Consider the following 24469-nt stretch of genomic DNA (forward strand, 5'->3'; position numbering starts at 1 on the left):
TAGCAATTTGGGCGCTACCTTCGACCAGGCTATCCGCTATATCTTTTTTATGGCAGAAAAAGCCATAAAAAAGGATACCGCTCCTATCCCTAACGCAAAAACAAATAACGAGGAAAATAACAAATAGCAATTATGGAAAAATTATTCTCTTACGGAACATTAAGATCAAAAGAAGTTCAAAGGCGGGTTTTTAATAAATTATTAACCGGAACTCCAGATCAGCTTCTTGGCTACAAACTAAAAAGCCTGCAGATCGAAGAAGAATTTGGAATGGCAGACTATGTTGTGGTAGTACCGAGTGAAAATCCATCAGAAATTATACATGGTGTTGCTTTCTCTATTTCTAAAGCTGATTTAGCTAAAGCAGATCAATTTGAATCTAATTCTTATAAAAGAGTTCAGGTTACCTTAAATTCGGGAACAACTGCTTGGGTATATATCGAAAATTAATAATTGTAAACAGAAAATGATTCTAGCTGCCGCACAGACAAAACCAACTAGAGGAAATATTGAGGCTAATTTATTAGATCATTATCGCCTTATCGAATTGGCTGTAAAAAATGGAGCACAATTAATTGCATTTCCTGAATTATCAATTTCAGGTTATGAAAGAGAAAATGCACAGAAATTAGCCTTCAAAAAAGACGATGCACGTTTGGATCATCTGAAAAAGTTAGCTGTCAAAAATAATATTGTAATTATTGCCGGAGCGCCAATTCAAATTGAACATCAATTGTTTATTGGCGAATTTGTAATTTCTCCCGATAATTCGGTTGCAATTTACACGAAACAATTTCTACATGAAGGCGAAGATGATTTTTTTCAATCTTCATTTGATTACAATCCGATGCTGGAAATTGAAAATCAAAAGATCTCCTTTGCCATTTGTGCCGATATTGATAATCCGCTGCATCCAGAAAATGCGTGCAAAAAAGAAACTGATATTTACATTGCGAGTATTTTCTTTTCCCCAAACGGAATTCCGAATGCATATCGAGATTTGCAAAGTTATGCTCAAAAACACAAAATGAATGTTTTGATGTCCAACTTCAGCGGTGAATCGTGGGGTTATCCGTCGGGCGGAAAAAGTGCTTTTTGGAATAATAAGGGCGAATTAATTGCACAAATGAATGATTCGGATTCGGGATTATTATTAGTAGAAAAGAACAATGATAATTGGATAAGCAGGATAGTGAAAATTTAAAATTAATACCAAAATTAAAGATTAAAAAAAATTGGTTTCATGCAGATTAAGCAGATTAGAGCAGATTTAAATTAATTAAAAGATCTGCGCAAATTGGCTTAAATAGATTTTAATCTCAGTGAAATAAAGTTGCAGTTAATCCGTAAAATCCTTTATCCCGAGAACTTCGGGAGTGGCAAAAATAAAAACTAATACCTAACCGGTTTTCGAAACCTATTAGGAGAAAAAATAAAAAAAACGAAATGAACAGAATAACTCAAAAATTACAAGAAGATAAAAAGATCCTTTCTATTTATTTTTCTGCGGGATATCCTAACTTAAATGATACAGTTCAGATTATTCAGGATTTAGAAAAAAACGGTGTTGATTTAATTGAAATTGGTTTGCCATTTAGCGATCCTTTGGCAGACGGACCAACGATTCAGGCCAGTTCTACAGCGGCACTTCATAACGGAATGACAACCCAAGTTCTTTTCGATCAGCTGAAAGACATCCGCGAAAGCGTAAAAATTCCGTTGATTATTATGGGATATTTTAATCCGATGTTGCAATATGGAGTTGAGGCTTTTTGCAAAAAATGTGCAGAGATTGGCATCGACGGACTTATTATTCCTGATTTACCAGTTGATGTTTATGCAGATGAATACAAAGCGATTTTCGAAAAATACGGATTAATAAATGTGTTTTTGATTACGCCACAAACTTCAGACGAACGTATTCGTTTTATTGACAGCGTTTCAAACGGATTTATTTATATGGTAAGTTCTGCAAGTGTTACGGGATCTCAATCTGGTTTTGGAAATGTTCAGGAAGATTATTTCGAAAGAATATCAAATATGAATTTGAAAAATCCACAAATTATTGGTTTCGGAATTTCAAATAAAGAAACTTTTACTCAAGCAACTAAATTTGCAAAAGGGGCTATTATCGGAAGTGCTTTTATTAAGCATTTGAGTGAAAGCGGTTCTGGAAAAATCAAAGAGTTTGTTGGGGAGATTCGTTAATTATCGAAACTAAACATCCTGTTTGTCATTCCGACGAAGGAGGAATCTCACTAGAAATTCTGCTTGCAAAGCCGCCAATCTTTGTCGAATTATGAGTGTGATTCAAATAAACTAATATAGCTGAAATACTAAGTGTTTCAGCTTTTTTTTGCTTTAAATAATCGAAACCGTTTTATGTTAATATTTTGTTAAATAAAAATTAAACACCTGTTTAAATTAAACGCTTGTTTAATTTTGTACTTAATTAGAAAAAATACCATGTTAAACATCGAATTAAACGATAAAAAAATCCAGATTCTAGATGTTGCTGAAAAGCTATTTTCAGAAAAAGGATTTGAAGGTACATCGATACGGGATATTTCCAAAGAGGCAAAAATTAACATTGCCATGGTTTCGTATTATTTTGGTTCAAAAGAAAGACTTCTTGAAGCTTTAATTCTTTACAAAACTTCTGATTTAAAATTACAATTAGAAAATTTATTGCAGGAAAATCTAGAACCTTTAGATAAAGTCAATAAATTAATCGAAATTTACATTAACAGAATAAATTGTAACAGAGGAATTTTCAGAATCTTACACTTTGAATTTACCTCAAAAAAAAGAGAACAGAATTTAATGGCGTTTACAGAACTGAAAAAAGGAAATTTAAAATCGCTGGAAAGCATTATCCGAGAAGGTCAGACAAAAGGCGTTTTCAGAAAAGATATTATTATCCCGCTGATTACCCCAACTATAATGGGGACATTTTTTCATTTTCACATGAACAAATTATTCTTTCAGGATTTGCTTCATTTAAATACCGAAGCATTGTACAATGATTATATTAATACCAGTCTTACAAAGCACATTCAACAAACTATAAAAGCTCTACTTGTTTATGAAAATTAATCAATTAATGCTCTTTGGGATTTTCTTTATCGGAATATCATCAATAGAAGCACAAGAAAAAACAAGTTTAACCTTAGATGAAGCCGTGAAAATGGCTTGGGAAAAAAGTAACGAAGTTACGCTTGCCAATACTAAGGTAAACACAAAAAAATACGAATTACAAGAGGTTAAAAACAATCAATATCCTGATCTAAAAATTTCAGGGCAATACCAAAGATTGACAAAAGCTTCTATTGATCTTCATAATAATGGTGGTGATCAAGCAAGTGCTGAACCTATGGCATCTCCAGATCAGGCGATGCTTGGAATGGCTAATCTTAGCTTGCCTATATTTTCAGGTTTTAAAATTAAAAACAGCATCATCGCTTCTGATAATTTATACGAAGCGGAAAGTTCTTATGCTGCAAAAACCAAAGAAGATGTTGCTTTACGCGTAATCACCTATTACACTGCATTATACAAAGCACAAAAAACATTAGATCTTTTAAACGAAAATCAAAAACAAGCAAAACAGCGTGTAACTGATTTTACGGAATTGGAGAAAAACGGAATCATTCCGAGAAATGATTTATTGAAATCACAGTTATTAGTTTCAAAAACGCAATTATCAATTGATGAAGCAAATAACAACATCAATAACATCAACTTTTACCTGACAACGCTATTAAAATTAGATCCGAGTGTAAAACTTCAGATTAATGAAGCTGACTTCTTTAATTTAAAAACAAGCAATGCGCCAACATCTGATGCATTGGCACTTGAGAACAGAAAAGATTTAGAAGCAATTCGTTTCCAGCAAAAAGCCAGCGAAGCCAACATTAAGATTGCAAAATCAGGATATTATCCTTCGCTTGCATTATTAGGCGGTTATACAGCTTTGGATCTTAAAGATTTTATCACTGTTAAATATGCAATGAATTTTGGAATTGGTTTATCTTATGATTTATCAGGAATTCTAAAAAACAGCGCCAATGTAAAAGCTGCTGAAAGCAGAGCTTTAGAAGTAAAAAGCACAGAAGCTGTAATGACAGATCGTATTAAAGTGGAAGTTCAGAAATCTATAGAAGATTATGACTTGGCTATTAATCAAAGTGTTGTTTATGATGAAGCACTTCTTCAAGCTGCAGAAAACTACAGACTTGTAAAAGATAAATTTGACAATGGCTTATCAGATACAAATGACCTAGTTGAAGCGGATGTAGAACATCTGAATGCCAAAATAAATACAGCTTTGTCTAAAGCAACTATTATTCAAAAATATTACGAATTACTTTCAGTATCAGGACAATTATCTCAATCATTCAATCTTTCTAAAATATAATCGATAGCTCTCATGGAAAAGAAAAAAACAAATACTAAATTCATCATTATACTAACCGTATTGATTTTGGTGGGCGGAACTTACGGAATAACAAAATACATGCACTCGTTAGCACACGAAGAAACTGATGATGCTCAAATTGAGAAAAAAATGAATCCAATTATTCCTAGAGTATCTGGATACATCAGCAAAGTGTATGTAAAAGATAATGATTTTGTAAAAAAAGGAGATACTTTATTTACTATCGACAAGAGAGATTATCAATTGAAAATTGATGAAGCTAATGCTGCATTACTAGGTGCTGAAGGTCAATACGAAGCTGCAAAAGCTGATATTGGAAGTGCTTATGCAAGCATCTCCGTTTCTGATGCGAATATGAAATCTGCCGGTGGTTCTATCGAAAGTGCAAAAATTAGATTGAGACAGCTTACGAATGATTTCAACCGTTACAATAATTTGTATAAAACTCATACCATTACAAAACAACAATTTGAACAAGCTCAGACTGCAAAAGACGAAGCAGAAAACCAAGTACGTGTTTTAGAACAACAGCAAAGAGCAAGTTCGTACCAAAAATCTGTAATTCAGTCAAAATCTAAAGTTTCTGACAAACAAACTGAGGTTGCTGCAGCAAACATTAAAAGAGCTAAAACGATGTTGGATGTTGCAAAATTAAACCTTACTTATACTGTTGTAACTGCTGCAATTGACGGACAGGTTTCTAAAGTTGACATTCAGCCAGGACAATTGGTACAGCCAGGACAATCTTTATTTTATATCATTAATAATAATGAAGCTTGGGTTGTAGCTAACTTCAAAGAAACACAATTAAACAAAATGATTGTGGGACAAAAAGTTAGTTTAAAAGTTGATGCTTATCCTAATTATGAGTTTAAAGGAATTGTAACTTCATTCTCACCTGCTACAGGATCTCGTTTTTCTTTATTGCCTCCTGATAATGCAACAGGTAACTTCGTAAAAACAATTCAAAGATTGCCAGTAAAAATTAGTTTAGACCCAACAAATGATCCTGAGAAAGTAAAATTATTGAGACCAGGAATGAATGTTGATGTAGACGTACATTTAAAATAAAATGACAGCAGTACAAGGAGAAGACGATTTAGTAGAATACGGTTACAGACGTGTCATTATTACGATTACCGCAGTACTTTGTGCACTGCTGGAAATCGTTGATACCACGATCGTAAACGTAGCGCTAACAGACATGCGAGGAAGCCTTGGTGCTACCTTGACTGATGTGGCTTGGGTAATTACAGCATACGCAATTGCGAATGTTATCGTAATTCCGATGACGAGCTGGCTGTCACAGCAATTTGGGAGACGTAATTATTTTGTGGCTTCTATCATAATTTTTACCGTCTGTTCTTTTCTGTGTGGAAATGCCAGTAATATATGGGAACTAGTAGCTTTTAGGTTCGTACAAGGTATGGGAGGGGGAGCTTTGCTGGTTACTGCCCAGACTATTATTACCGAAAGTTATCCTGTAGCAAAACGTGGTATGGCGCAAGCTATTTACGGTATGGGAGTAATTGTTGGTCCTACACTTGGTCCGCCTTTGGGAGGATATTTAGTAGATCATTACTCTTGGCCTTATATATTTTATATTAATATTCCATTAGGAATTATCGCTACTATTTTGGCAATTACTTTCGTTAGAAGTCCAAAATATGGAGAAAAATTAAAAGCAAATCAGGTTGACTGGTGGGGAATTATTTTATTGGCCTCATTTATTGGATCTTTGCAATTCGTATTAGAACACGGTCAGCAAGACGATTGGTTTAACGACACAACCATCATAACTTTGAGTGTTGTTACTATACTAGGATTGATATTGTTTATCTGGCGAGAGCTCACTTATAAACATCCAATTGTAAATTTAAGTGTTTTAAAAGATGGAAACTTAAGAATCGGAACTGTCATGTGTTTTATACTTGGTTTCGGTTTATACGGATCAACATTAATTATCCCAATTTATACGCAGTCTATTTTAGGATGGACAGCAACTGATGCAGGTTTACTATTGATTCCAGGTTCGATTACAACAGCTTTTATGATGCCAATTGTTGGCAATATGATTCAAAAAGGTGTGCCTCAAGCTTATATGGTAGGAATTGGATTTTTAATTTTCTTCTTCTTTACTTTCATGATGCACAACAGGCTTACACCTGACACTGGAGTAGAACATTTATTCTGGCCTTTAATTTTAAGAGGGATTGGTTTAGGATTACTTTTTGTACCTATTACAACTCTTTCTCTTTCAACATTAAAAGGAAAACATATTGGTGAAGGAGCTGCGTTTACAGGTATGATGAGACAATTAGGAGGATCATTTGGTATTGCGATCATTACCACTTTTATCACTCGTTTAAGTCAAGAACACCGAGTAAATTTATTAACGAATTTAGACCCTGCAAAATATGATGTTCAACAACGTCTTGCAGGAATGCAGCGCGCTTTTATGGCAAAAGGATACAGCGCCGATGTTGCGCTTAAAAAAGCCTATCAAGCTATAGATTATGCCGTTCTAAAACAAAGTACCGTAATGTCATACATGGATATTTTCATGTATTTAGGAATAATGTTCTTATGTTGTATTCCAATTATCCTTTTTATTAAAAGAGGCAAAAACAAGATTAATCCTGCTGATGCAATGCATTAATAATAATTGATTTATAATACGAAAAAGCCGAGTTAAATTATTAACTCGGCTTTTTTATTTATATAATATCTTCAAATTGGAAAAGATTAAACCCTCTCTAAAATATTTCCAGAGTCTAGCTCTTAAACCTTTGCAGCTTTGAACCTTTGTTACTCTGAACCTTTGCAGTTCTAACGTGTAAAAACCAAATGATTCCCCTTAGAAAGATTCGCATCAAACTGATAACCTTCATAATTAAAACCTTTTAAGTCTTCAACTGTTTCGGCATTTGTATCGATAATATAACGCACCATCATACCTCTCGCCTTCTTGGCAAAGAAACTGATCATTTTTAGTTTTCCGTCTTTATAGTCTTTAAAATCTGGAGTAATAATCGGAACTTTTAATGCTTTTACATCAACAGCTGAAAAATATTCGTTACTTGCCAAATTCACAAATAATTCTCCTTTTTTCAATTCTTTATTTAGAGCTTTTGTCACAATAGGTTTCCAAAACTCATGCAGATTTTTGTATTCTCCAACGGGCAATTTCGTTCCCATTTCTAAACGGTAAGCCTGCATTAAATCTAACGGTTTTAAAACACCGTAAAGTCCAGATAAAATTCGGAGTTTGCTTTGTAGCGCATCTAATTTTTCTAACGGAATTGAATAAGCATCTAATCCTGTATAAACATCTCCATCAAAAGTATAAACTGCCGGACGTGCATTTTCTGCTGAAAAAGGAGTTTTCCATTTTTGATTTCTATCCCAATTTAAATCAGCTAATTTGTCTGAAATTGACATTAATTCAGACAATTCACCCGGTTTCTTAGGTTTTAAAACTTTATGAACAAGACGCGCTTCTTTTAAAAAAGAAGGTTCAGTATATTGAGTTGTTGGTAATTCTTTTTCAAAATTTAAAGACTTCGCGGGAGATATAACAATTTTCATTTGTGCGTTTTTATAGAATTCAAAAATACAAATTGAATTTCTAAAAATATATCATTGCAATTGATTTGTTTTATAGATGTATAAATGTTTTTTTCGCCACAAATTATACTAATTTTTACTCTGTAATATAAATTTCAATTCGTGTTAATTCATGAAATTAATGGCAACCTTTTCTCATTTTATAAAATTTGACTGCTTAAACTATGAATTTAGTCAAAAAAGTGAACGATACATTATAAAAGGCATTTTCTATGTTGTAAATTTGCACACGTTTTATTCTCTTCAAGAATAGAACTGTCATTTAAAAATTAGTAAATTCGTGGCTATACAAACAAACTACAAAACAGCTTTACAACATAAAATCTTCGGAGTAATTTCGAAAGCATCTCAAGAACTAAACGTTGACAGTTACGTTATTGGCGGATTTGTTCGTGATTTGCTTTTAAATCGAGGGTCTAAAAAAGACATTGATGTTGTTGCAGTTGGAAGCGGAATTGAATTAGCACTTAAAGTATCAGAATTCCTTCCAAAAAAGCCAAAAGTACAGGTTTTTAAAACGTACGGAACAGCAATGCTGCGCTTTGAAGATACTGATATTGAATTTGTTGGAGCTCGAAAAGAATCGTATCATTTTGACAGCCGAAATCCAGTTGTGGAGAACGGAACTTTAGAAGATGACCAAAACCGTCGTGATTTTACCATTAATGCATTGGCTTTATCATTAAATGAAAAAACTTTTGGAGATCTTTCTGATCCTTTTAATGGTTTGACAGATTTAGAAAATAAAACAATAAAAACGCCATTGGATCCGGATATTACTTATTCTGATGATCCATTGCGAATGCTTCGTGCAATTCGTTTTGCTAATCAATTGGGTTTTGAAATCGAAAAAAAATCCCTTGATGCGATTACTAAGAACGCGGAGAGAATCAAAATTATTTCTGGAGAGCGTATTGTCGATGAATTAAATAAAATTCTTTCGACAGCTAAACCCTCTATCGGATTTTTGCTTTTATATCAAACTGGACTTTTAGATATTATTCTTCCTGAATTAACTGCCTTAAATCAGGTTGAAGAAATTGAAGGCCATACCCATAAAAATAACTTTTATCACACTTTAGAAGTTGTCGATAATATTTGTCCAAATACAGATGATGTTTGGTTGCGATGGTCTGCTTTATTGCACGATATTGGGAAAGCGCCAACAAAACGTTTCAACAAAAAACAAGGCTGGACTTTTCACGGACATGAATTTTTAGGCGGTAAAATGGCTAAAAAAATATTCGAGCGTCTGCATATGCCGTTAAATCACAAAATGAAATTTGTGCAAAAGATGGTAATTATGAGTTCACGCCCAATTGTTTTAGCACAGGACATCGTAACGGACAGCGCCGTTCGCCGTTTGGTTTTTGATGCTGGTGAAGATGTAGAAGATTTAATGACGTTGTGCGAAGCTGATATTACGACCAAAAATCCATCAAAATTTAAAAAATACCATAAAAACTTTGAAATCGTTCGCAAGAAAATTGTTGAAGTTGAAGAAAGAGATCATGTTCGTAATTTTCAACCGCCAATATCTGGAGAAGAAATTATGGAAATGTTCGATTTAAAGCCTTCGCGAGAGATTGGAGTTTTAAAAGAAGCGGTAAAAGAAGCTATTTTAGAAGGCGATATTCCTAACGAATATCAAGCGGCTTACGATTTTATTCTAAAAAGAGCAGAAAAATTAGGTTTAAAAAAAGTTTCAAAGTAATAAACTCATAAAACAGCAAAGATTTTTTTATTATTAAAATATTAATGTTTCAAATCAAGTTCAAAACTCTGAATCTGCAACTTTGAAACTTTGCAACTAAAAAAAAGAATGAAAAAGCACTTCCCTACAATCGCAAAAACAGCATTGGTTTTAGTTTATTTAGTAATTGTTGCCGGGGCGTTAGTCCGTATGACCGGCTCTGGAATGGGTTGTCCGGATTGGCCAAAATGTTTTGGCTATTATATTCCGCCAACTGATTTACAAGAATTAACCTGGACACCAAATCGTGCATTTGAAAAAGGTCAGGTAATTATTAAAGATGAAACTTTATTAGTTGCAAAAGATAATTTTACAACACAAACTACTTTTGATGCTTCACACTGGGAAAAATATACCAAACACGACTACGCACTTTTTAATCCGATTCATACTTGGATTGAATACATCAACAGATTGTTTGGAGCCTTAGCCGGAATAGCGTGCTTTTTTATGGCAGTTGCTTCCTTTAGATTTTGGAAACAAAACAAAAAAATTACCTTACTGTCTTGGCTGGTTGTTTTTATGATGGGATTTCAGGCTTGGCTAGGAGCAAAAGTGGTTTATTCTGTGTTAAATCCAATTAAAATAACGGTTCACATGGTTATGGCTTTGGTAATTGTTGCAGTAATTCTGTACATCATTCAATTGGCTCGACCAAAATTAGCTGTGGTAAAATATAATTCTAACTTCAGAAATGTACTTTTATTTGCCTTGCTATTAACGTTAATTCAAGTAGCAATAGGAACGCAAGTGCGTCAGTTTGTAGATGAGCAAGTAAAAAATGGATTAACAGCAAGCATACTTTGGCTGCAAAACCCTTCTATTACATTTTATGTTCATCGCTCTTTCTCCATATTAATCTTATTTGTGAATTTGTATTTGTATGTAAGAAATACCAAATTAGGCTTGGGTTTCTCTAAACAAAAATGGGTACTCTCTATAATCGCGATTGAAATTGCAACCGGAATAGCAATGGCTTATTTTGATTTTCCAATAGGAAGTCAGGCTATACATTTAGTTTTGGCTTCGATCCTATTCGGAATTCAGTTTTATATGATTTTGGAGGCTAGAAAAACTAGCCCAGCCAACTCTTAAAATCTTGTACTTTTTCGCGGCTTACAATTACCTCATCTTCTTTATAAGTAGGTAAAATTACTTTAAGGCGAGAATTGGTGTATACCTGAATTTCTTTTATGGCCGGAAGCGGTACAATAAATTTTCTGCTTACGCGAAAGAAATTTTTCATATCTAATTCTTGCTCTAAAATCTCCAAAGTCGAGTCGATCAAGTAATTTCGATTATCGAAAGTATGAATATACGTTCCTTTGTTTTCACTAAAAAAACATTCGATTTCGTCAGTAGTAATTACTTTTAAATGCTGCCCGATTTTAACCGTGAATCGCTTTTTGTAATTCTTCTCAAAAGGATTTGACAGCATTCTGCGTATCTGTTCAAAATCAAGCTGCAGGTTTTGCGTTTCTGATTCTGCTTTTGGCAAACGTGTTTTGAATTTAGCGACAGCAATTTCTAAATCATCTTCGTCAATTGGTTTTAGGAGATAATCTATACTATTCAATTTAAAAGCTTTTAACGCATATTCATCATATGCAGTTGTAAAAATGATTGCGCTTTTAATATCTATTTTTTCAAAAATTTCAAACGACAAACCATCAGACAGCTGAATATCTAAAAAAATCAAATCTGGATGTTGGTTGTTAGTAAACCATTCTACAGATTCTTCTACAGAATGCAACATGGTTTCTACGGCAATATCTAACTTCTCGAGCTTTCGCTGTAATAATCTTGCTGCCGGTTTTTCGTCTTCTATAATTAATGTGGTCATTGATTTGGCTGAAAAATTTAAAAATTTAATTTAAAATTACTCCCATTTATTGTTATTTGATGACTGTTTGTTCATGTATTCCTGAATTTTCTTTTGCTCCCAATCTCTATTAAAAAAGATATCAAGCCCAAACACTGAAAAGGCATGAATAAGCAACGCAATCCCCCAATAAAAAGCAGTAGAATAGGTATTCCAATCAAATAATCCATTATCATTAAATTTTATCATAGAAAAATCTCTGCTTAAATTTGACACAATAATGATCAAATTAACGATAATATATACTTTTAAATGCGAGTAAAAACCTTTTATTTTTTTTACTTTTCTGTAAGCTATATTAAAGCTTTCGTCGTTGGTAAATTCTTGTCCGTACTCTTCGTACATGCGTCTTCTATAACGTCCCATTTTTTATGATTTAAATTATTGCCATTTGTTTTTTTTCTCTTCTTCTTTCTCCATCAGCTCTTTGATTTTTCTTTCCTCCCAGCCTTTTCCAAGAACCGGAAATATTTCAAAAACCTTCAATCCGTGAAAAACTACTCCTACTCCCCACCACATTAATGGCCAATAAAACCATAAATGATTAGGTGTTGTGTATAAATTGATAAAAATCAATAGAATATTTACGCAAATAAATGATGTTAGATTTCCGTAAAATCCTTTTATATTCTCGACTTTCTTTTTTGCCAAGTAATATCTATCTTCTTCGTTATAATTTATTTCCATTATTACTCCCATTTTTGTGTTATTGTTTTTTTATCTAAAAGACTTTTCATTTTTCGTTCTTCCCATTCTTCGTCGAAGATTTTATAAGAAGCAAATAAATCAATTGCGGACACTAAAAATACACTTGTCCAAATTACCATTACTACAGAATTTATACATCGTATTGGAAAAAAATTAAACGGAACTCCATAATAGTCTTTCAGTACATAAATTAGTAATCCAATGACGTAAATAAATGCATGTACATAAAAGGATTTAAGCTTAAACATCTTTTTGCTAAAAATCTCTTGAAACTCAAATTTTTCTCGATCAATATTACAATTTGTTTCCATGATTATTTCCAAGTTTTCTTATTCTTTTCTTTTTCTATAATCTCTCTGATTTTACGTTCTTCCCATTCTTTGCTAAAAGATGGTGAAATTCTAAAAGCTTTCAATCCGTGAAAAACCACCCCAATTCCCCAACCCAGCAAGCACCAGACAAACCAAAAATATTCTGGCGAAGTGATAAGATTTATACCAATTAGAATAATACTTACAAGAATAAAAACCATTAAATGTTCATAAAATCCTTTAATTTCTTTTACTCTTTTCTGGGCCTGATAATAACGTTCTCTTTCAGTATAATCGGGTTCCATGATTATTTCCAAGTTTGCTTGTTATTTTCTTTTTCGAGAATCTCTCTGATTTTTCGTTCTTCCCAATCTGAGCTGTAACCAAAAACTTTAAAAGCATGCATTACTACTCCAAATCCCCATCCTAAAGCCGAGAACCAAAACCATTGAAATCCAGGAGAATATCTCAAATTTATAAAAATCAGAAACGGAATCACACAACAATATGAAATTACATTTCCATAAAATCCTTTTAGTTCTTCTACTCTTTTTTTAGCTCTGAAATAGGCTTTATTCTCATCGCTGTAATCTGCATTTGTTTCCATAACTGTAATTTGTTTTGTTAAAATCGGAATCTTAACCGTAAAATTTTCTTCGTTTTGTTCGATTATCACCTTCCTGTTGGTTATAATTCCGTATCGGTTTATGATATTTTGAAGCCCAACTCCTTGCCTGTCCTGCAATACTTCTTTCTTTTGAAAATCGTTTTGAATTGCTAAATAATCTCCATCAATAAAAATCCGAATATGCAATGGTTTCTGCTCGCTTACCACATTATGCTTTACTGTGTTTTCGAGCAAAAGCTGTAATGACAACGGAACTACTTTTGCGTCTGGATTTATATCTGCTGTAGGCAATTCGTAAAACAAACTGTTTTCAAATCGCATTTTCAGCAAATTCATATAAGTTTTTGCAAATGACAATTCATCTTCGACAGAAACCAATTCTTTGTCTTTTTGCTCTAAAACGTAACGATAAATTTTAGATAAAGAAGTTGTAAATCGCTGCGCATTATCTGGATTTTCTTCGATTAGAGAACTTAAAACATTTAAGCTGTTAAAAAGAAAATGCGGATCGATCTGATTTTTTAAACTTTCGAATTTTGCACTCGCTGTTCCTGCGATAATCTTTTGCTGCGTTATTTCAAATTTTGATGCCTGTTTCCATTTAATCATGAAACTTCTGGCTTGCATAAAAATCGAAACTCCTAATGAGAGAATAATATAAAAAAGATGTACCCAAAGCATTCTTTCTCCAAAAAACTCCTTTAAAGTCATGTCTTGCAGAACCATAAAAATATAGTAGTTTATTCCTAAAACTACCGGAACTGTGTACAAAATAGTTACCAGAATTCCGTAATATACCCTGAGGTTTGTCTGCTCAAGCCAATCCCATTTTCGATCTAAAAGAAGGTTTAAAAAACCATTACCAAAACCTAATCCGAAAGAATAAAGACAACTTATAAAGAAAGTAATAAGAACGTTTCGAACATTTAAATCTTCTCCCAAAAAAGTTATAAATATTACTGTAAAGACCATAGAAATCTTTAATGAAACGATTGTTCCGCTTTTTAAATTTCTATAAGATGTTCTATGATCCTTCATAATATTGATATACTTATTAATTAATTTTTACAATTTTTTTGAGTTTCCAAGGCTCTGTCTAATCCCCATTTTGGAGAAAAAGGTGTTGCCGGTTTAAAAGTAGCAAAAAGTTCAACAGCTTTATCAACTTGTACACATAATGGTTTTGTGTCAACACCTGACCATTTTGCTCCTCCAATCTGATAATCAGCTTCGCCAAAAACGATTCTTGGATTATTTGGATCTATTGCTTTTCCTTTTGCGTAAGCTTCCATCACTTTAGCCGAATATTTCATTCCGTTTGTCATCGGATCAGCTACTACCCAAGCTGTGTAAATTAAAGCTTGAAGAGCATAAAGTTCAGCATTGTTTTGGTCTTTTATAAATTCGATATCTAATGCGTCTTGTGCTTTTGTCAGCAATAAATCGATTTTTGTTTTATCTTTTTCACTAAACGCAGATGTAGTATTAATTAAAGCTACATAATAATTTGGCAAATAACTTGTTTTTTCTGCTGCTGCAATTCTTTCGAACATTGCAGATGCTTCAGCATTTTTTCCTTCTTTCCAAAGCCCAAAAGCTTTTCCCATTCCTTGTTCAAATTGTGTTTGTGCAGATAATAAACTGCAGATAAATAACGTGATTACTGTAATAATTTTGGTCATGATTTCTTGTTTTTTAAGTTATTAAGGTTTTAAGATTCTAAGTTTTTTTTTGATGATTAAAACTCTTTGTTATTGTTATTGTTATTGTTATTGTTATTGTTATTGTTATTGTTATTTCTAATTATACTTCAAAAGTATGTTGGATTTTACTGTTTTAAAATTAAATGATACTGAGTTGTCGAATTTGGTTACTGAATTGTTTTTTCTCAGGTTCAAAGATTCACAGTGGAAAAGAGGCAAAGGTTTTTTGTAATATTAATTTTTGATTTTCTTTATTAAAACATAAAATCTTTGAACTTTCGAGAAGATTCGCTGCAGTGCAACTCTACAGAAAACCTTTGCCTCTTTTCCACTCTGAACCTTTGCCCCTTTTTTAAAGATTTTTCAACTGATTATCATTCTTATTCTTGCTGATCGTCCAGAAGAACCCTACGAAGAAGAATCGGTCTGCTGTTGGGGTCACGGCTTGTCTTTGATAAACTCCGTTCGGATCTGGTAATTTTGCGTAATCATAACCAAAAACGTTTTGGCTTCCTAATACATTTGAAACTGAGAAATACAAGATTTTTTGTGTTGTCAGTAAATATGCCCAGTTAAAACTCAAACTGTTGTACGATTTTGTTTTTCCGTTCATGAATTGTGTCTGGTTCGGATCATTGTATGGACGGCCTGAACTGTAACTGTTCGTGAAGCCAATTTGCGATTTCCAATCTGTGATGAAATATTTAGTTACAATTGACAAACTGTGATTGGCAATAAAACTTGGTGTTGCCATGTTTGGAAAATTCTTGTATTGTCTTTCAGAATCGATATAAGAATATGAAATCCAATATTCTAAGTTTTTATACAAATTGCTGTCTCTCCAAAATAAATCTAAACCTTTTGCATATCCCGAACCGTTATTATTGAAAACCGAGTTATACCCAATATCTTTTGTGTCATACTGCACTAAATTGCTGTAATCTTTGTAATAAGCTTCGGCTCTAAAAGTTTGTCCTGGTTTTGAAAATTGATAGTTTAAAATATAATGTTGTGCTTTTTCGCTTTCAAATTGATGGTATTTTGAATATTTAATATAATCAACAACAGGCGTTTGTGTAAAATCTCCATAAGCAAATGAAAATTGACTGCTTTTTGAAACTTTGTAAGCAATTGAAGCTCTTGGCGCAATATTAGTTTCATCTAACAAACTATTATTAGAAAGTCGCAAACCTACTTTTAACGCTAGATTTTTCGAAAATAAAATATCTCCTTCTGTATAAAATGCAGCAATATTAGAGTTGTAGCCATTTGAAACTTGAATTGAGGCATTATCATCAAAATTTTCATTGAATTTGGTAATGAAATAGTCCCCTCCAAAAGATAATTTAAAATGGTTTGAGAAGCTTTTTCTCAACTTCAATTTTAACTGTGCAGCATTTTCATTGCTGTCCACATCGTTTATATCGTATGTGATTTTGTTTTTGCTGTAACCATAACTTATTCCTGATGTTAGCTGCCATCCAGTTCCAAAATCTCCTTTGTAAGAGGCATTCAAATAAAAGTTATTATTGTTTAAGTCCGTTCTTACCGGATCAGCAAAATTTATATTTTTTTGATTTAAATCAAATTTCTCAGAATCAAATGCCGCGTACAATTTAAAAATTCCTCTTTCAAAATGATAACGGTAAACCGCTTCGCCACCTAAAGATTGATAAGGATTATTCCAATCTACATTTTGTGGAATAACTGCCTGATAAGGGGCAAGATTAATATAATTTGTATTAATACTAAAAGAGCTTTTTTCCCATTTTTGAGTATTTCCAACTCCTAAACCAACCGTCATTAAGGCAATATCTGTTTTATTTTGATCTGGCTCATCTTGCGTATTCAACAACAAAACACTAGATAAAGCTTCGCCATATTCTGCTGAATATCCTCCAGTAGAAAAGGCAATTCCGCTAAATAAGAAAGGTGAAAATCTGCTTCGGGTTGGCAAATTATTAGTTGTCGCTCCGTATGGCTGTGCAACGCGAAGTCCGTCAACAAAAGTTTGCGTTTCGCTGGCTTCTCCTCCACGAACAAACAAACGCCCATCTTCTCCAACAGTTTGAGTTCCCGGTAAAGTCTGCAATGCGGCAATAATATTTCCTGCAGAACCAGCTGTTGTTACAATATCTAATGGTTTTAAAACTGAAACACGTGCTTTGTCTCCAGATTCTAATGTTCCGGCAGTAATGACAACGGCATCAAGCGCATTTACATTTTCTCTCAGTTTAACGGTTTGATCTTTAAAATTAGTAACATCAATTTCTTTTTTGAATGTTTCATAAAGTAAAAAACTCACTATTATAAACTGATTTCCAGTCGCAGTTGTTTCAAATGAAAAATCTCCTGTTTCAGAACTTGTTGCTCCGTCGTAAGTTCCATCAATATAAATATTTGCTCCAGGAACTGGTTTACCCTTTTCGTCAAGCACTTTTCCTGAAATAGTGTTTTGAGCGAAAAAAAATGTTGTTATAAATAAAAAGGCGATTGTAAAAAATAATTTGGTTTTCATGGTTTGTTATTTTGATGAAGCAAATGTATTTTAAGAGACTAAGTTAAAAAATATTAAATAACCCAATTGTAGAAATTCAAGGATGAGTTGTAAAATACTTATTTGTATCTTAGCTTTTAAGTTTCTAAAACTATCAATTATGTCAGAAAGCAAAAGAATTTCGAATTTATATCAATCCATTTATAATGGGAATCCGTGGCTGGAAGTTACTTTGGCCCACACTTTAGAAAATGTAACTGCGGCGCAGGCTTACAGAAAAGTAAATCCTAACTTAAATACGATTTGGGAAATTGTCAACCATTTAATACAATGGAGAAGGAATATTTTGAGGCGTGTTCAAGGAGAAACAGTCCTAACTCCTGACCATAATTATTTTGTACCTGTTTTAGATTCTTCTGAAGCTGCATGGGAGCAATCGATTCAAAATCTGGCAAAGTCGCAAGAATTATGGAATGCCTTTTTTGAGGATTTTGATGACGCCGATTTAGACAAAATATATGTTAATAATGGCCACACGTTCTACGAACATATCCACGGAATTATTCAGCATGATGTTTATCATTTAGGTCAAATTGTAATTTTGAAAAAATTCATTTAAAAAAACATTTCAAATTTATGAAAACTGAAAAGGAGAAAATGATTTCGGGTGAATATTACAATGCATTAGATCCTATTCTGGCAAAAGAACGCCGAAAAGCGAAAAACTTGCTGCATAGATTAAACGTAACCGAATATCGTTTAACAAAAAAAGCCAAAGAAATTTTAGCCGAATTAATTCCGAATACTGGCGCGGGTTTCTATATTGAACCGCCTTTTCACTGTGATTATGGTTACAATATTACTTGTGGTGACAATGTTTATTTTAATGTCAATTGCGTAGTTTTAGACTGCGCTCCGGTAAATATTGGATCGAATGTGTTTTTTGCCCCAAATGTTCAAATCTATACGGCAACCCATCCGCTTAACGCTGAATTGAGAAAATCTCTCGAAAATGCATTGCCAATTTCTATTGGAGACGATTGCTGGATTGGCGGAAATTCTGTAATTTGCCCAGGCATAACTATCGGAAAAGGCTGTGTTATTGGTGCCGGATCTGTAGTTACAAAAGATATTCCAGACAATTCATTAGCCGTTGGAAATCCGGCCAAAATAATTAGAAAATTAAATCAAGAATCTGAACCAAATACATAATGCTTACCTTAAATAAAGTTCATCATATTGCCATTTTATGCTCTGATTATCAAAAATCTAAAACATTTTATACAGAAGTTTTAGGATTAACTGTTATTAGAGAAATTTATCGTGAAGAACGACAATCCTATAAATTAGATTTGGCATTAAACGGCACATATGTTGTTGAATTATTCTCATTCCCAAATCCGCCAAAACGACCTTCTCGACCAGAAGCGGTTGGCTTAAGACATCTGGCTTTTGAAGTAATTAATTTAGAAGAAACTATCGCTTTTTTAAATACAAAAAACATAGAATCAGAACCAATTCGAATTGATGAAACGACTGAAAAACGTTTTACATTTATTGCTGATCCGGATGAGCTGCCAATTGAGTTTTATGAGAGGTAAATAATGAGAGGTTCAAAGGCTCAAAGCTACAAAGGTTCATAGGTTTTATTTTTTCATTTATGAATAACACGTTCAATTTGTCATTTCGACGAAGGAGAAATCACCTGCGAAATTCCGCAAGGTATATTAACAATCTTTTTCGATTAACTAGTGTGATTTCTCCTTCGTCGAAATGACAGAAATGAGAAACTTTACCCCTTTGTAGCTTTGAACCTCTGAACCTAATTAAGAGCTATTCAAACAAAACATAATGAACGAATTTTCTTATTGGCATCGGTTTTAACATACTAAACAGATTATTTACTATATAAAATCAATTTTGATGCTTAATTTTGTGATCCGCATAAAAAATGCGAATTCAAATTTACTTCTGATGAACAAAACGGCGCAAATCAAAAAAAATCACCAATTTATTAAGTTCAGAAAATTAGTTATTGTTTCCATTTTAATTGGTTTTTTATCTGCTTTTTTAGGAATTTCACTTAAAAAAATAACCGAATATTATGAAGAAATCTTCTATAATGAAGTGACAATTCATCCGCTTTATTATGTTATTTTTCCAGTTTTTGGATTATCTGTAATTTACTTTCTGAGACAATATCTCTTTAAGAAAAAAGAAAACAAAGGAATCAAAGAAGTATTTGAAAGCACACAATCAAAAACGAAAAATCTTCCATCTTATAAGATTCCATCTCACTTTATAAACGGATTATTAACCGTTATTTTTGGAGGGTCAACAGGAATAGAAGTTTCTACGGTTGTTGCCACAGCTACAATTGGATCAGTTGCACAGCAAAAAGAAAATGTATTTCGTCAGTACAAAACAGAACTAATCTGTGCAGGAGTTGCGGCGGGTGTTACAGCACTTTTCAGCAGCCCAATTGCCGGAATTTTATTTGCTCTAGAAGTTATTTCACGAAAAGTGACTCGAGCTTTTATTATATCTAATATCATTGCAGTTTCAATTGCTTTTGGATTGCTTTCTATTTTAAAAGAAGAACCCCTATTCGTTGTTTCGATTACCACTTGGCATTTAAAAGCGATTCCCTATTTTATTCTTTTAGGAATTTTGGCAGGAATGAATTCAGTTTACTTAACGAGATGTGTATTGTTTTTTAAATCTCAATTCGGAAAAATAAATACGCATTATTATAAAATCATAATAGGATCTGCAGTTTTAAGTATTTCACTTTTTATTTTTCCGCAACTTTACGGAGAAGGTTATCACGCTATAAAAGGGATTTTTGAAAATGCGGCTGAAATTCCATTAACGATAACTTTAGCATTCACTTTTATTGGAATTTTGATTTTAAAACCAATTGTAACTTCAATAACTTTAGCTTCTGGAGGTGATGGCGGTGTTTTTGCTCCCAGTCTTTTTATCGGTGCTTTTTTAGGATTATTATTGGCTTCATTTTTAAATTCGGTTTTTCATGTAAATGTAATTCCGGTTAACTTTATGATCATCGGAATGGCTGCCGTTTTGAGTGCCAGTATCCATGCACCATTTACAGCTATATTTTTAGTTTGTGGCTTAACAAACGATTATACTTTGTTTTTACCAATACTTGTGGTTTGCTTAATTTCTAAATATACTGCAAAAACAATTTATCCTTATACTGTATATAGTTACGCTCCAAGCTTGACAAAATAAATTATACAGCCACAAATTCAGCTATTCACACAGATTTCCAATTATTTTTTAATCTGTAAAATCTCTGGCAAAAAAATTCATATTACTATTATGCCCACTCAAAAAATCAGACGAAGCTATCGAAAAACACGTTACATTCTTTACAAGGAAACCTTAATCGATTTTAAAGAACATTTTTGGTCTTTTATTGGCTCATTTGTGGGAATCGGAATATTGGCTTATCTTGAATCTATACATTTCTCAGGAAATGATATGGTTTATTTAATTGGATCATTTGGAGCATCAAGTGTATTAATTTATGGCATAATTCAAAGTCCGTTTTCACAGCCACGAAATTTAATTGGCGGTCATTTGATCTCAGCATTTATTGGTGTAAGCGTAAATAAATTGGTTCCTGATATTGTTTGGATAGCCGCTCCATTGGCAGTTTCTCTTTCTATTGTATTCATGCAAATCACCAAAACACTTCATCCGCCTGGAGGTGCGACTGCCCTTATTGCTGTTACCGCTTCAAGTCAAATAAAAAATTTGGGTTACATGTATATTATATCGCCCGTTTTAGTCGGCGTCTTGATTTTATTTATAACTGCTTTAATCTTTAATAATATAACTTCAAGCAGGAGTTATCCTAGTCATAGTACTTACCACAAGCATTATCATAAAATTCGAAAAAGATTGACTGTAAGGTAAAGTTTGTCATTTCGAGGAACGAGAAATCATACTAGAAACTCCACGTAGCGTTGATAATCTTTGTGGATCAGCATGTGTGATTTCTCGTTCCTCGAAATGACAAGCTACTCAAAGCTTAAAACAAAAAAATCTTTTCAACAAATCGTAATTCCTAATTCGTATTTCGTTTTTTATATTTTACCTTTGACCTTTCATTAAAACAAAGATTATGGTTTATAAATTTAGAGTAATTCTAGACGCCGAAGAAGATATTTTTAGAGACATTGCAATTCTTGAAGACGATACTCTTGAAGATTTACACAATGCGATCTTCAACGCTTTTGGTTTTGACGGGATGGAAGTAGCTTCGTTTTATACCTGCGATGAAACTTGGAATCAAGAAGATGAAATTCCGCTTTTTGATACTGGAGACGTTCCTGGCGAACAAAAAACTATGGCTGATTATCCGTTATCTTCTATCTTAGATGAGCAAAATACTAAAATAATCTATGTATACGATTTCATCAATATGTGGACTTTCTTAGTTGAATTGGCTGCTATTGAAGATCAAATTGCTGGAGCGCCTTATCCTGAAACTCTATTTTCTCATGGAGAAATGCCAGACGAAGCCATTGAAAAAAACTTTGAAGCCGATATGCATGATGATATTTACGGCGAATTTGAAGATGACTTAGACGAAGAAGATCTTGACATGTTCGAAGGCGACGACAGCTTCGAAGATTACGGATTTGAGGAGAATTGGAATTAAGCTAAGTTACTAAGTTTCTGAGACGCTAAGTTTCTAAGTTTTTCTAATTGAAAGATTTTTCTTATTTTTGAAGTTAATTTAAAAATAAATAATGAGTCATTTTAGAAAAATCTTAGTTTGGCAGAAATCCATTACCTTAGTTACCAAAATTTACAAAGCAACAAGCACTTTTCCAAAAGAAGAAACGTTTGGATTAACTTCTCAAATACGGCGGAGTTCAGTTTCTATTCCAAGTAATATTGCAGAAGGATCTGGTAGAGAAAGTAATAAAGATTTTTTGCGGTTTTTATATATTTCTCTAGGTTCTATATTTGAAATGCAGACTCAGCTTGAAATTGCAAAAAACATTATATACATAAAAGAAGAAGAATTTAACCTTTTATATGAGGACAGTCGAGAGATCGAAAGAATGTTAGCGTCATTAATAAGAAAATTAAAAGACCCTATTTAAAAAACTTAGAATCTTAGAAACTTAGAATCTCAGCAACTCAAAAAAATGATCAACTTATTCAACACCCACATCGAGACGCTTGCGATACACCGCGTAGGGAACAAAAGCAGAAACGAAGCGATTTTTTTATCGGAACAGCCTTTTAACTTAAATGACGAAATTGTGCCTCTGATAAAAGAGTACTTTTTTAAACCTTTTAGAGAGAAAGAAGAAAACTATTATCAGTTTGCGCACGAAGTCGATTTGGATTATAATGACATGTTTAAATATGCTACTGAGATTTTTGATAATCCGAGCAGATTACAAGAAGTTTCTAAAAATATTACTACGCATTTATTCGAGCAATCAAACCATCCGCATATTAAAAACGGAGAAGTGTATGTAACGTATTTAACAAATTTGAGCATTGACAATAATGTTGTTGACGCTATCGGAATTTTTAAAAGCGAATTGCAAGCAGACTTTTTACAGTTTGAAGAAAAAGACAGCAATCTTGAAATGATTTTGCAACAGGGAATTAACCTTAGCAAATTAGATAAAGGATGTTTGATTTTTAATTATAAAAAAGACGAAGGATATAAAATTTTAACTGTAGACAGTAATCGTTACGACGCGCGTTACTGGTTAGAGCACTTTTTATCTGTCGATGCCTTTGAAGATGAAAACTTCATCACCAAAAAATACTTGAAATTTTGTCAAAACTTCGCAAAAGATGTTGTTTTGCCAGCAGAAGACAAAAAAGAAGAAGTTATGTTTATGAACCGATCTGTGAACTATTTCGCTAAAAATGATCAGTTTGAAGAACAAAATTTCTTGAACGAAGTATTAGATAATCCAGACTTGATTCCTGAATTCAAAAATTATAAAGTTGATAAAGGAGAAAAATACAGCATCGAAGATGTAACCTCATTTCCAATTGCAAACGCAGCAGTTTCTGACGCTAGAAAATCGATTAAAAACGTAATTAATCTGGATACTCACATTCAGATTAAAATGGATTTTATCAATCCTGAAAGTGCAGAAAAATTTGTTGAAAAAGGCTGGGATGAAGAAAAACAAATGTATTATTATTTAGTTTATTTCAATAAGGAAGAAAAAAGCTAATCATTATTCATTTTCTATTACTTACTTAAACACAAAAAACGGCAACTACATTATTGTAATTGCCGTTTTTTATTTTACATGTTTTCTAATCTTAAAATAAGGAAAACATTGCTTTTAAAATATCATCGTAAACCTGTTTGTCTTTTTCTCCGGCACGAGCCAAAACTCTAATTCCAGAATAGGTATTGAAAATAAATCTAGCAAGTACACGGGCATCGTTTTTGGTTGAAATTTGTCCTCCCTCCTGCCCTTTTTTAACAGCAGTGTAAAACACATCTTCCATAATTTTCTGATTACCGCTAACTATTTTAGCAATTTCTTCATCGTGCATGGCAAGTTCTACTGCAGAATTAACCATAAAACATCCTTTCGTAATGCGATCTTCCAGACTTTCAACAACTGCCAATTTAAAAATAACAGTCAGTGTTTCTTTAATGTTTGTCGACGTGTCAAGCATTTCTTTAACCTTGACATAATTATCATTTTGATACTTATTTAAAGCTTTTACAAAAAGTTTTTGCTTATCACCAAAAGTATCATATAAACTAGAACGGCTCAAACCTAAATGCGTTACCAAATCCTGAGCCGAAGTGCCATTATAACCTTTGTGCCAAAAAATTTCGACAGCCTTGTCTAAAGCTTGTTCTTCGTTAAATTCTTTTGTTCTAGCCATA

At 32.9% G+C, this 24469-nt stretch carries 27 protein-coding genes; 17 read left to right on the forward strand and 10 right to left on the reverse strand.

Annotated features, from left to right (window positions below):
- The first annotated feature begins 132 nt into the window (after positions 1–132).
- From IRZ83_RS14810 to IRZ83_RS14840, 7 genes are all read left to right on the forward strand, one after another.
- Entirely contained in the window at positions 133–450 is a 318-nt protein-coding gene (locus IRZ83_RS14810; RefSeq protein WP_194569934.1) for a gamma-glutamylcyclotransferase family protein, read from the forward strand.
- A gap of 16 nt (positions 451–466) precedes the next feature.
- Positions 467–1204: a carbon-nitrogen hydrolase family protein gene (locus IRZ83_RS14815; protein WP_194569936.1), complete on the forward strand. Its 738-nt coding sequence runs from the start codon at positions 467–469 to the stop codon at positions 1202–1204.
- A 242-nt stretch (positions 1205–1446) separates the two neighbouring features.
- The gene (gene trpA / locus IRZ83_RS14820; protein ID WP_194569938.1) at positions 1447–2208 is read left to right on the forward strand and encodes a tryptophan synthase subunit alpha; all 762 of its coding nucleotides are present in this window, start codon (positions 1447–1449) and stop codon (positions 2206–2208) included.
- Positions 2209–2466: 258 nt separating this feature from the next.
- Positions 2467–3096 carry a TetR/AcrR family transcriptional regulator gene (locus IRZ83_RS14825; RefSeq protein ID WP_029272804.1) on the forward strand — a complete coding sequence of 210 codons (630 nt, stop codon included), beginning with the start codon at positions 2467–2469 and terminating at the stop codon, positions 3094–3096.
- The gene (locus IRZ83_RS14830; RefSeq protein ID WP_194569940.1) at positions 3086–4417 is read left to right on the forward strand and encodes a TolC family protein; all 1332 of its coding nucleotides are present in this window, start codon (positions 3086–3088) and stop codon (positions 4415–4417) included. Before IRZ83_RS14825 ends, IRZ83_RS14830 begins: the two co-directional genes overlap by 11 nt.
- A 12-nt stretch (positions 4418–4429) precedes the next feature.
- Positions 4430–5509 carry an HlyD family secretion protein gene (locus tag IRZ83_RS14835; protein ID WP_029272802.1) on the forward strand — a complete coding sequence of 360 codons (1080 nt, stop codon included), beginning with the start codon at positions 4430–4432 and terminating at the stop codon, positions 5507–5509.
- Between the two features lies 1 nt (position 5510).
- Entirely contained in the window at positions 5511–7097 is a 1587-nt protein-coding gene (locus IRZ83_RS14840; protein ID WP_029272801.1) for an MDR family MFS transporter, read from the forward strand.
- A 170-nt stretch (positions 7098–7267) separates the two neighbouring features.
- On the opposite strand, the gene yaaA is transcribed toward IRZ83_RS14840, so the two are convergent.
- Positions 7268–8026, reverse strand: a complete 759-nt coding sequence (yaaA, locus tag IRZ83_RS14845; protein ID WP_029272800.1) for a peroxide stress protein YaaA — start codon at positions 8024–8026, stop codon at positions 7268–7270.
- 319 nt (positions 8027–8345) lie between these two features.
- On the opposite strand from yaaA, the gene IRZ83_RS14850 reads away from it, so the two are divergent.
- Both IRZ83_RS14850 and IRZ83_RS14855 read left to right on the forward strand, forming a co-directional pair.
- Positions 8346–9779, forward strand: coding sequence for a CCA tRNA nucleotidyltransferase (locus tag IRZ83_RS14850; protein ID WP_194569942.1), 1434 nt, complete (start codon positions 8346–8348; stop codon positions 9777–9779).
- 108 nt (positions 9780–9887) lie between these two features.
- Positions 9888–10913, forward strand: coding sequence for a COX15/CtaA family protein (locus tag IRZ83_RS14855; protein ID WP_194569944.1), 1026 nt, complete (start codon positions 9888–9890; stop codon positions 10911–10913).
- On the opposite strand, the gene IRZ83_RS14860 is transcribed toward IRZ83_RS14855, so the two are convergent.
- The 8 genes from IRZ83_RS14860 to IRZ83_RS14895 form a co-directional block, all read right to left on the reverse strand.
- Positions 10894–11661 carry a LytR/AlgR family response regulator transcription factor gene (locus tag IRZ83_RS14860; RefSeq protein WP_029272797.1) on the reverse strand — a complete coding sequence of 256 codons (768 nt, stop codon included), beginning with the start codon at positions 11659–11661 and terminating at the stop codon, positions 10894–10896. The genes IRZ83_RS14855 and IRZ83_RS14860 overlap by 20 nt on opposite strands.
- 36 nt (positions 11662–11697) lie before the next feature.
- The gene (locus IRZ83_RS14865) at positions 11698–12066 is read right to left on the reverse strand and encodes a 2TM domain-containing protein (RefSeq protein ID WP_194569946.1); all 369 of its coding nucleotides are present in this window, start codon (positions 12064–12066) and stop codon (positions 11698–11700) included.
- A 15-nt stretch (positions 12067–12081) separates the two neighbouring features.
- Positions 12082–12387, reverse strand: a complete 306-nt coding sequence (locus IRZ83_RS14870; protein ID WP_228520706.1) for a 2TM domain-containing protein — start codon at positions 12385–12387, stop codon at positions 12082–12084.
- Between the two features lie 2 nt (positions 12388–12389).
- The gene (locus IRZ83_RS14875) at positions 12390–12656 is read right to left on the reverse strand and encodes a 2TM domain-containing protein (RefSeq protein WP_255526416.1); all 267 of its coding nucleotides are present in this window, start codon (positions 12654–12656) and stop codon (positions 12390–12392) included.
- A gap of 65 nt (positions 12657–12721) precedes the next feature.
- Complete coding sequence (locus tag IRZ83_RS14880; protein WP_029272793.1) at positions 12722–13024, reverse strand: 2TM domain-containing protein; 303 nt, start codon at positions 13022–13024, stop codon at positions 12722–12724.
- Positions 13025–13026: 2 nt separating this feature from the next.
- Positions 13027–14385 carry a 2TM domain-containing protein gene (locus IRZ83_RS14885; protein ID WP_029272792.1) on the reverse strand — a complete coding sequence of 453 codons (1359 nt, stop codon included), beginning with the start codon at positions 14383–14385 and terminating at the stop codon, positions 13027–13029.
- A 20-nt stretch (positions 14386–14405) separates the two neighbouring features.
- A complete protein-coding gene (locus tag IRZ83_RS14890) occupies positions 14406–15029 on the reverse strand; it encodes a hypothetical protein (RefSeq protein ID WP_194569950.1) in 624 nt (207 codons plus the stop codon).
- A gap of 373 nt (positions 15030–15402) precedes the next feature.
- Positions 15403–17568, reverse strand: coding sequence for a TonB-dependent receptor (locus IRZ83_RS14895; RefSeq protein WP_194569952.1), 2166 nt, complete (start codon positions 17566–17568; stop codon positions 15403–15405).
- Positions 17569–17707: 139 nt separating this feature from the next.
- Here IRZ83_RS14895 and IRZ83_RS14900 point away from each other — a divergent pair, with 139 nt between their 5' ends.
- From IRZ83_RS14900 to IRZ83_RS14935, 8 genes are all read left to right on the forward strand, one after another.
- On the forward strand, positions 17708–18166 hold the full coding sequence (locus IRZ83_RS14900) for a DinB family protein (RefSeq protein ID WP_029272788.1): 459 nt from the start codon (positions 17708–17710) through the stop codon (positions 18164–18166).
- A 17-nt stretch (positions 18167–18183) separates the two neighbouring features.
- The gene (locus IRZ83_RS14905; protein WP_194569954.1) at positions 18184–18759 is read left to right on the forward strand and encodes a sugar O-acetyltransferase; all 576 of its coding nucleotides are present in this window, start codon (positions 18184–18186) and stop codon (positions 18757–18759) included.
- Entirely contained in the window at positions 18759–19148 is a 390-nt protein-coding gene (locus IRZ83_RS14910) for a VOC family protein (protein ID WP_029272786.1), read from the forward strand. Before IRZ83_RS14905 ends, IRZ83_RS14910 begins: the two co-directional genes overlap by 1 nt.
- A gap of 373 nt (positions 19149–19521) precedes the next feature.
- Positions 19522–20802 carry a chloride channel protein gene (locus tag IRZ83_RS14915; protein WP_194569955.1) on the forward strand — a complete coding sequence of 427 codons (1281 nt, stop codon included), beginning with the start codon at positions 19522–19524 and terminating at the stop codon, positions 20800–20802.
- Between the two features lie 90 nt (positions 20803–20892).
- Complete coding sequence (locus tag IRZ83_RS14920; RefSeq protein WP_194569958.1) at positions 20893–21492, forward strand: HPP family protein; 600 nt, start codon at positions 20893–20895, stop codon at positions 21490–21492.
- Between the two features lie 208 nt (positions 21493–21700).
- Positions 21701–22240, forward strand: a complete 540-nt coding sequence (locus IRZ83_RS14925) for an IS1096 element passenger TnpR family protein (RefSeq protein ID WP_029272783.1) — start codon at positions 21701–21703, stop codon at positions 22238–22240.
- 91 nt (positions 22241–22331) lie between these two features.
- Entirely contained in the window at positions 22332–22691 is a 360-nt protein-coding gene (locus IRZ83_RS14930) for a four helix bundle protein (RefSeq protein WP_194569960.1), read from the forward strand.
- Positions 22692–22736: 45 nt separating this feature from the next.
- Positions 22737–23795: a nucleoid-associated protein gene (locus IRZ83_RS14935; RefSeq protein ID WP_029272781.1), complete on the forward strand. Its 1059-nt coding sequence runs from the start codon at positions 22737–22739 to the stop codon at positions 23793–23795.
- Positions 23796–23886: 91 nt separating this feature from the next.
- Here IRZ83_RS14935 and IRZ83_RS14940 read toward each other — a convergent pair whose 3' ends face one another.
- The gene (locus tag IRZ83_RS14940; RefSeq protein ID WP_194569962.1) at positions 23887–24468 is read right to left on the reverse strand and encodes a TetR/AcrR family transcriptional regulator; all 582 of its coding nucleotides are present in this window, start codon (positions 24466–24468) and stop codon (positions 23887–23889) included.
- Between the last annotated feature and the right edge of the window lies 1 nt (position 24469).

Source organism: Flavobacterium sp. JLP, from assembly GCF_015350755.1.
Classification (GTDB): domain Bacteria; phylum Bacteroidota; class Bacteroidia; order Flavobacteriales; family Flavobacteriaceae; genus Flavobacterium.